This window comes from Neisseria weixii (assembly GCF_042658245.1).
GTDB lineage: Bacteria > Pseudomonadota > Gammaproteobacteria > Burkholderiales > Neisseriaceae > Neisseria > Neisseria weixii.
Map to the genome: position 1 here is coordinate 65,891 of NZ_JBHSPY010000012.1, position 7,084 is coordinate 72,974.

Below are 7,084 nucleotides of genomic sequence, written 5' to 3' on the forward strand. Positions count from 1 at the left end.
AATTTTAAACAAGGCTTCCTTAATAGCTGCAGGTTTAAGAGTGAATTAAGGCAAGCGTTTTTTATTTGGTTGTCTTGATTGAATGCTTTACACGTAATACAAGGATTTTTGTATGGCACTTTTTCTCAGTATTTTCCCCATCGTCCTGCTGATTTGGCTGATGGTGAAAAAAAACAGTATGCCTTCCTATATCGCGCTGCCGATTGTGGCGCTGTTGATCTATGTGATCAAAATCGCCTATTTCGGCGATGATTTTATGCTGCTGAACGCCACCGCCGCTTCCGGCCTGGTATCGACTTTAACGCCGATAACCGTGATTTTCGGCGCAATTATGTTCAACCGCATGATGGAAACCACCGGCTGTATCGACATAATCCGCAAATGGCTGGCCAACATCAACCCGAATCCGGTGGCGCAGCTGATGATTATCGGCTGGGCGTTTGCCTTTATGATTGAAGGTGCTTCCGGTTTCGGTACGCCTGCCGCGATTGCTGCGCCGATTCTGATGAGTTTGGGTTTCAATCCTTTGAAAGTGGCCATTTTCACTTTGGTGATGAACTCGGTTCCGGTATCGTTCGGTGCAGTCGGTACGCCAACCTGGTTCGGCTTCGCTCCGTTGAATCTGACGCCGGAAAACATTCTCGAAATCGGTAGGCAAACCGGTATCATGCATTTCTTCGCCGGTTTCATTATCCCGGTCATCGGTCTGAGCTTTATCGTGCCGTGGGCGGAAATCCGCAAAAACATCGTCTTTGTGTACATCAGCATTTTGGCCTGTACCATTCCTTACGTGGCTTTGGCGATGATCAATGAAGAGTTTCCATCATTGGTGGCCGGTGCGATTGGTCTGTTGATTTCCGTATTTGCCGCCAATCACAGTTGGGGCTTGAGCAAAGACTATCCGAAAGATACGAATGTCGAGAAAGTACCGTTTGTCCAAGTTGCCAAAGCATTGGCGCCATTGGGCATGCTGATCGGGATGTTGGTCATTACCCGTATCAAACAGCTTGGCATCAAAGGCTTGCTCACCAGCAGCGAACCGTGGTTCAGCTTCTCGCTGCCGGGATTGAGCGACATTACCGTTACCCAATCGCTGACGATTGTGTTTGGTAATATTTTCGGCGAAGCCGTATCGGAAAAATACCAAACCCTGTATGTCCCTGCTTGGATTCCGTTTGTGATTACCGTATGGATCTGTATCCTGCTGTATCAAACCAAATTCAAAGATGCGTGGGCATTCTATGTCGGCACTTTCAACCAAACCAAAAAACCGTTGCTTGCCTTGATGGGCGCGCTGATTATGGTGAAACTGATGATGGTCGGCGGCGATGATTCGATGGTAAAAATCATCGGTAAAGAATTTGCGGCGATGGCCGGTGACAACTGGATTTACTTCTCGCCTTATTTGGGCGCCATCGGTGCATTCTTCTCAGGTTCGAATACCGTATCCAACCTGACCTTCGGTCCGATTCAGCAGCAAATCGCCTTGGATACCGGCTTGTCGGTGACGCTGATTTTGGCTTTGCAGTCGGTCGGTGGTGCTATGGGCAATATGGTTTGCATCAACAACATTATTGCCGTGTGTAGTGTATTGGGTATCGACAAATCCGAAGGCGCAATTATTAAGAAAACTGTGATTCCTATGACGATTTATGGGGTGATTGCCGTCTTGGCAGCGCTGATTTTCTTCATGTAATCGGGTTACTAAAACCATCAAAATGCCGTCTGAACAGTTTCAGACGGCATTTTTTATTTTGGATATGATTGGCCGATGAAATTTTGAGAAGGGAATAAATATAGCAAATAAACTTATTTATCGATACACGCCTGAAATAGCCAATCCACATCCGCCATTCTCAGCCGATTCCCAACACCTTTAATCCAAGCCCGAATCCAAGCCCGCTTTTTCTCTATCTGATTCAGATCGGGACTATAGGGCGGAAGCCATAACACGGTATGCCCCTTTTCCTTCAGCAAGGCTTCTGCCTTACCCTTATGAAACGCCGCATTATCCATCACCGCCACACTGTTTTGCGGCAGCTCCGGAATCAAAACCCGCTCCGCCCAAGCGTCAAATATCCGGCGGTCAATACTGCAACCAAACAGCCCGACGGCAAACAGTTTGCCGTGAAATAACGCTCCAACGGCATTGGTCTGATGATGCCCCTGCCAATCATGAAGCGCATAACAACGCCGGCTTTTTGGCGCATAAGCGTAAGGCCGGTAACAGGATTTTCCGAATCAGCTCCCGTCTGAACAAACAACCGGACGGTTACGGCGGATGTAGCGGTGCAGTAACTTCAGGAAGTTTTTTCTGAGCCTTCTGCCGGCTTTCGGATGGCGGTTGGTCTTTTTTTTGCAGCTGATGCCGTATCGCTTTAATGCTTTGTGTATGGCGGTATGGGAACAGCCAAAGCGTTGCGCTCTTTCACAGCAATAGGCATCAGGATAACGCCCGACATCTTCGAGCAGTGCCTGGGCGCTGATTTTGCGGGTTTTCCGTTGCTTTGGAGGGGCTTGGGGAGCCGGAGGGCGTCTCCAAAGCGTGATGGTGGAGATGGTGATGCCGGATTCTTTTGCGGCTCTGCGAACCGTCCTTGACGGAGTTTTTTGAGTACGGGTTGTTTGAAGTCTTCTGAACAGGCCATGGGGGAATTGTATCGGAGAATATGTTTATTTGCTATATTTGCCGATTTCGGCGTAAGAAGGGGTTCCGTTGGCGTATAAACAGACGTGCGTGCCCGCTTCGGCGGGTATTTGCTGCAAGCGGGCAACCACGTCATCAGGAATGCGCCGGGCGGAATACAGGCTGCGGTTGGGTTGGCGGCGTGCAATTTGGGCGGCAAGCGGATTAGGTTCAACGGCTTGTTTTTCCAAATGAATGCGGATGCTGCCCGTGGTTTCGTTACTGTGGACTTGGGTTGCATAGCCTTGCTCGCCCGCGGCAAGTGCAAGGTTTTCGGCGGCACAGTCCAAGCTGATAAAAAGCTCTCTGTTGTCGCCGTCTACAATCGGCAAGGCGCGGCGTAAATCGGGCGTTATGCAAATTGTGCCGTCGTCTTGTATGTCGAACCGCCAAGGCTGGGTGTTGTGTCCTGACGGGGCGAGTGTCGCTTGGGCAATAAGTTTGGTGTACAAATTGTCGGACATAGGCGTCTTCCTTACCGTGTTTTCAGCAGCACTACAAGCGGGTGCCGTCGCAGGTTTGTGAATTTACTTTAACATGTATCCTTTTCCCTTTACAAAATTCCGGGAAAGTTTGACTGCTTGTGAGCCATGCAAAAACAAACAGGCCGTCTGAAACATCACTTTCAGACGGCCTGTTCACGCCAAACCATGGCGTTATTGCCTTAGATACGGGTCAGCTTTGCCCAAGCAAAGCGTAACCGTACGCACGCTTGCCGGGCGCATGGCTTTTTTTAAACATTCACAGTCTGTCGTATGATTACGCCGTTTGCGGCGGCTTAACCGTACCTACAGGGCTACAAATACTTTTCTGCTTCTCTGATAGTCAATTGGGACAAGCCTGCTTTGTTTTCGGCGATAAACGTCCGCACCCATTCGGGATTGGTTTTGGAATAATCACGCAAAATCCAGCCCATTGCCTTATTGATAAAAAACTCGGTTTGGTTGAGGTTGTTCAGTAAAATCCGTTTTAACAGATCTGGTTTAGTGTTCTCTTTGCGTAAAAGCTGATGGTTAATGGCCACACGGCGTAACCAGATATTGTCCGCCTTGCTCCACGCCAACATTGCGTCATCGACGGTTTGGCAGGGAAAGCGGATATTTCCAATGGTTCGATCCAAGTTATCCACCGTATCCCACCACGATTTGGTGATGACCAGTTTTTGCAAACGGGACAAATCCTGCTCGGTCAAAAACGACTGCATGATGCGCAAATAATCGGCGGCAATGTATTGAAATTCACGCTCCGGCAATGCCCAAAGGCGTTCGACAGCTTGCCAGTCAATATGCTTTTTCGCTTTCTCCTGCTTGAAATAGGCGGTGCACAATTTTTTCCGTTCGGGCGTTCGGATACCTAAAAACGGGAACTGATTCCTCATATACGCCGCCATCTGTACAGCTTGCCGGGTATTTTTCTTTTGGTACAGTTGAATGATAAGTTGTTCTAACATAATTGTTTTCTGTGACAGCGGAATGCCGATTTCTGCCGAAACACCGTCTGAAATTAATCTTTCAGACGGCCTGATTCAACAGAAACATTCACCCCATCGCTTCCCAAAGCGTTTTGCAAAGTATCTGTTTGGGTGATTCTGCCGATGCGCGTATAGCGGTAATTGCTATGGAAGTTTTCGTAAAATACCACCAGCGTCTTGCCTTGGTAAAGCATGACATCGCCCGCATGGATTTGTCCTGCGCGTTTATCATCGCTCGGCAATGATTTGGGCAGGGCTGCAAATTTTTCATTGCCCAAATGGTCTTTCATGGATAATTCAAGCGGCAGTAATTCGGCGAACGCTTGGGCGGTGGGGTTGTTTGCCAGTTCTATCTCAAAAGGCTGATGATTGACGATGATGCGGGCAGATTGGGCGGTGGGTGTTTTCATGGTTTGTTCCTGTGCAGGCGGGTGATTGGGCGTTTGCGCATGGCAAGCGTTGAGAAGCAGGGCGGCTGACAGCAGTAATATTTTCATTGTTTTTCCAATCCAATAGGGTTTCAGGTAGCCTGAAAATACATGCCGTCTGAAAAGTATATTCTTTCAGACGGCATGTTGCTTATTTCAAATTGGCTTTAAAAAACTGTTCGAATTTATCAAACGGAATTTTGCCTGCTTCGTTGTCGTATAAATCCACATGAGTGGCATCCGGTACGATATACAGCTCTTTGTTTTTACTGCCTAAAGACTTGAAGGCATCTTCGCTGAAGTAGCGGCTGTGCGCTTTTTCGCCGTGTACGATTAAGGCCGGTGTGCGCATTTCGGCGGCGTATTGCAGAATCGGCATGTTGATCAGCGGCAGCATGCCGGTTACCGTCCATGAGCCTTTGGGATCGGAATTGACGGCGCGTGGGTGGAAGCCGCGTTGGGTGGTGTAAAAGTCGGAATATTCGCGGATAAATTGCGCGGTGTCGGCGGTGAAATCTTCTTTGCGCAGGTTGTTGGCAGGCAGCAGGGTGGCATAGCCGTTTTGTGCCATTTCCCAACGGGCGTTGTTCATGTCTTGTTTCATTTTGTAGCGCGTCTCGGCATTTTGCGCGGCAATGCGGTCGTATCGGCCGTCGGGGTCGAGTGTGATTTCATAGCCGTTGGCCGCTACACGGGTCATGTCGTACATGGTGCTGGTGGCGACGGCTTTGACGCGCGTGTCGGCAATGGCGGCATTCAACACGAAACCGCCCCAGCCGCAAATACCGAGCAGGCCGATTTTTTCGCGGTCGACGAAGTTTTGCAGGCCTAAGAAATCAATCGCCGCGCTGAAGTCTTCGGTGTTGATTTCAGGCGAAGGCACGTTGCGCGGTAGCCCGCCGCTTTCGCCAGTGTAGGAGCCGTCAAAAGCGAGCGTGACAAAGCCGCGTTCGGCCAAGTTTTGCGCGTACAAGCCGCTGGATTGTTCTTTTACTGCGCCGAACGGGCCGCTCACGGCAATGGCAGGCAGACGGCTTTGGGCATTTTTCGGTACATACAAATCACCGACCAAGGTAATGCCGTAGCGGTTTTTGAAGGTGACTTTGTGGTGTTCGACTTGGTTGGATTTGGGGAAAACTTTGTCCCATTCTTGTGTCAGTTGCATAGTTTCTACGCCTTTAATTGAGGTGATGGTTATAGCCGAAGCTGCACCGGATAACATTAATGCGCCTGCGATGAGGGAAGAAGCAAGGGTTTTGAGGTTGTTTCGTTTCATGTTTTGTCTTATGGAATAATGTTTTTCAGACGGCCTTTTAAGATAATCAGTAGGCCGTCTGAAAAGCGTGGCCTTATCGATGAATCAATTGTAGGCCGCAGTTAATTTCATGTATATTCATAAAACTGGATTTGATAATTTCTAAAATAGAAATCATGTTGAACAAACTTGAAGCCTTGCGAATTTTCTGCACCGCCGCCGAAACGCTGCAATTTAAAGAAGCCGCCAACCGCTTGGCCGTGTCGCCGCCGGTGGTAACCCGCGTCATTGCGGAATTGGAAGATTATTTGGGCGAGCCGCTTTTCCAGCGCAACACGCGCCAAACCAAATTGACCGATTTCGGGCGAGAATTTCTGCCGCAGGCGCAGCAGCTTTTGGATGAAAGCGAGCGTGTGTTTGTCCCCGCCAAAAAACGGAAAGAAGAAGAGATGGGCGGCATGGTCAGGGTGACGGTGCCGGATTTGCCTGATGAAGAGAATGTGTTGCTCGAATTATTAGGCCGTCTGAAAGCCTATCCCAAGCTGGTGTTGGACTGGCAGAAAAATACCGTGCGGGTCAATGCGGTGGAGGCGCAAATTGATATTGGTGTGCGCATAGGCCAAGCACCGACAGACAGTTTGTTGATTGTGAAGCAATTGGGCAGCGTTCAGGAACGGATTGTCGCCGCGCCCGAATTGGTGGCTGAATACGGGTTGCCGAAAGATTTGGACGATTTGAAAAAACGCTACCCGCTCAATGCCGAGCATGATTTGAACAACGGCCGCTATTGGGCATGGTATTTCAACGATCAGCAAAGTTTGTTTCCGGCCAAACCGGTGTGCATCGGTAATACTGTACACAACACGCTGGCGGCGGCGCGCTCGGGCAGGGCGGTAGCTTATGTGCTCGATTGGTTGTGTGAGCCTTATTTGCGCCAGGGCGAATTGGTGGAATTATTGCCCGATATTCCAAAACAAAAATGGGTGGCGTATCTTTACCGGCCGCAACGCAGCGTTACGCCGACGCGGGTGCGTGTGGTGTTTGATATGTTGGCAGAAATTTTGGCGGCGAGGTTTCAGCGTGATTGAGGTCGTTTAAATTTTTTTCCGAATAAAAAAAGCCGAGACCTTTGCGAAATACCGGCCGTCCCATCCAAACGGTTACCTGAACAATCAGGTAACCGTTTTTTCATTTTCAGACGTGTTTCCCGTCCGTATTTCCCCCAATCAGCCCCTTTATCGGGT

General features: G+C 49.4%; 7 protein-coding genes and 1 pseudogene. 2 read left to right on the forward strand and 6 right to left on the reverse strand.

Annotated elements, in window-relative coordinates; all coding sequences use genetic code 11:
* Positions 1-112 precede the first annotated feature (112 nt).
* Complete coding sequence (locus ACFPVS_RS07635) at positions 113-1,696, forward strand: L-lactate permease (protein ID WP_096294641.1); 1,584 nt, start codon at positions 113-115, stop codon at positions 1,694-1,696.
* A 113-nt stretch (positions 1,697-1,809) separates the two neighbouring features.
* Here the strand turns inward: ACFPVS_RS07635 and ACFPVS_RS07640 are convergent.
* The 6 genes and pseudogenes from ACFPVS_RS07640 to ACFPVS_RS07665 all read right to left on the reverse strand — a co-directional run.
* Positions 1,810-2,214: pseudogene (locus ACFPVS_RS07640) on the reverse strand (transposase); the annotation flags it as partial.
* Between the two features lie 27 nt (positions 2,215-2,241).
* The gene (locus tag ACFPVS_RS07645) at positions 2,242-2,661 is read right to left on the reverse strand and encodes an IS630 transposase-related protein (protein ID WP_378595560.1); all 420 of its coding nucleotides are present in this window, start codon (positions 2,659-2,661) and stop codon (positions 2,242-2,244) included.
* 12 nt (positions 2,662-2,673) lie between these two features.
* Positions 2,674-3,150, reverse strand: coding sequence for a hypothetical protein (locus ACFPVS_RS07650; RefSeq protein ID WP_096294643.1), 477 nt, complete (start codon positions 3,148-3,150; stop codon positions 2,674-2,676).
* A gap of 332 nt (positions 3,151-3,482) precedes the next feature.
* Positions 3,483-4,136 carry a DNA alkylation repair protein gene (locus ACFPVS_RS07655; RefSeq protein ID WP_096294644.1) on the reverse strand — a complete coding sequence of 218 codons (654 nt, stop codon included), beginning with the start codon at positions 4,134-4,136 and terminating at the stop codon, positions 3,483-3,485.
* Positions 4,137-4,189: 53 nt separating this feature from the next.
* Entirely contained in the window at positions 4,190-4,654 is a 465-nt protein-coding gene (locus ACFPVS_RS07660) for a cyclophilin-like fold protein (protein ID WP_378595553.1), read from the reverse strand.
* An 82-nt stretch (positions 4,655-4,736) separates the two neighbouring features.
* On the reverse strand, positions 4,737-5,861 hold the full coding sequence (locus ACFPVS_RS07665; RefSeq protein WP_096294645.1) for an alpha/beta hydrolase: 1,125 nt from the start codon (positions 5,859-5,861) through the stop codon (positions 4,737-4,739).
* Between the two features lie 155 nt (positions 5,862-6,016).
* Between ACFPVS_RS07665 and ACFPVS_RS07670 the strand changes: the two genes are divergently transcribed.
* A complete protein-coding gene (locus ACFPVS_RS07670; protein ID WP_096294646.1) occupies positions 6,017-6,928 on the forward strand; it encodes a LysR family transcriptional regulator in 912 nt (303 codons plus the stop codon).
* The last annotated feature ends 156 nt before the right edge of the window (positions 6,929-7,084 follow it).

Coding starts and splice junctions, on each gene's coding strand:
- ACFPVS_RS07635 (WP_096294641.1), top strand. CDS start 113: ATGGCACTTTTTCTCAGTATTTTCCCCATCGTCCTGCTGATTTGGCTG.
- ACFPVS_RS07650 (WP_096294643.1), bottom strand. CDS start 3,150: ATGTCCGACAATTTGTACACCAAACTTATTGCCCAAGCGACACTCGCC.
- ACFPVS_RS07655 (WP_096294644.1), bottom strand. CDS start 4,136: ATGTTAGAACAACTTATCATTCAACTGTACCAAAAGAAAAATACCCGG.
- ACFPVS_RS07660 (WP_378595553.1), bottom strand. CDS start 4,654: ATGAAAATATTACTGCTGTCAGCCGCCCTGCTTCTCAACGCTTGCCAT.
- ACFPVS_RS07665 (WP_096294645.1), bottom strand. CDS start 5,861: ATGAAACGAAACAACCTCAAAACCCTTGCTTCTTCCCTCATCGCAGGC.
- ACFPVS_RS07670 (WP_096294646.1), top strand. CDS start 6,017: ATGTTGAACAAACTTGAAGCCTTGCGAATTTTCTGCACCGCCGCCGAA.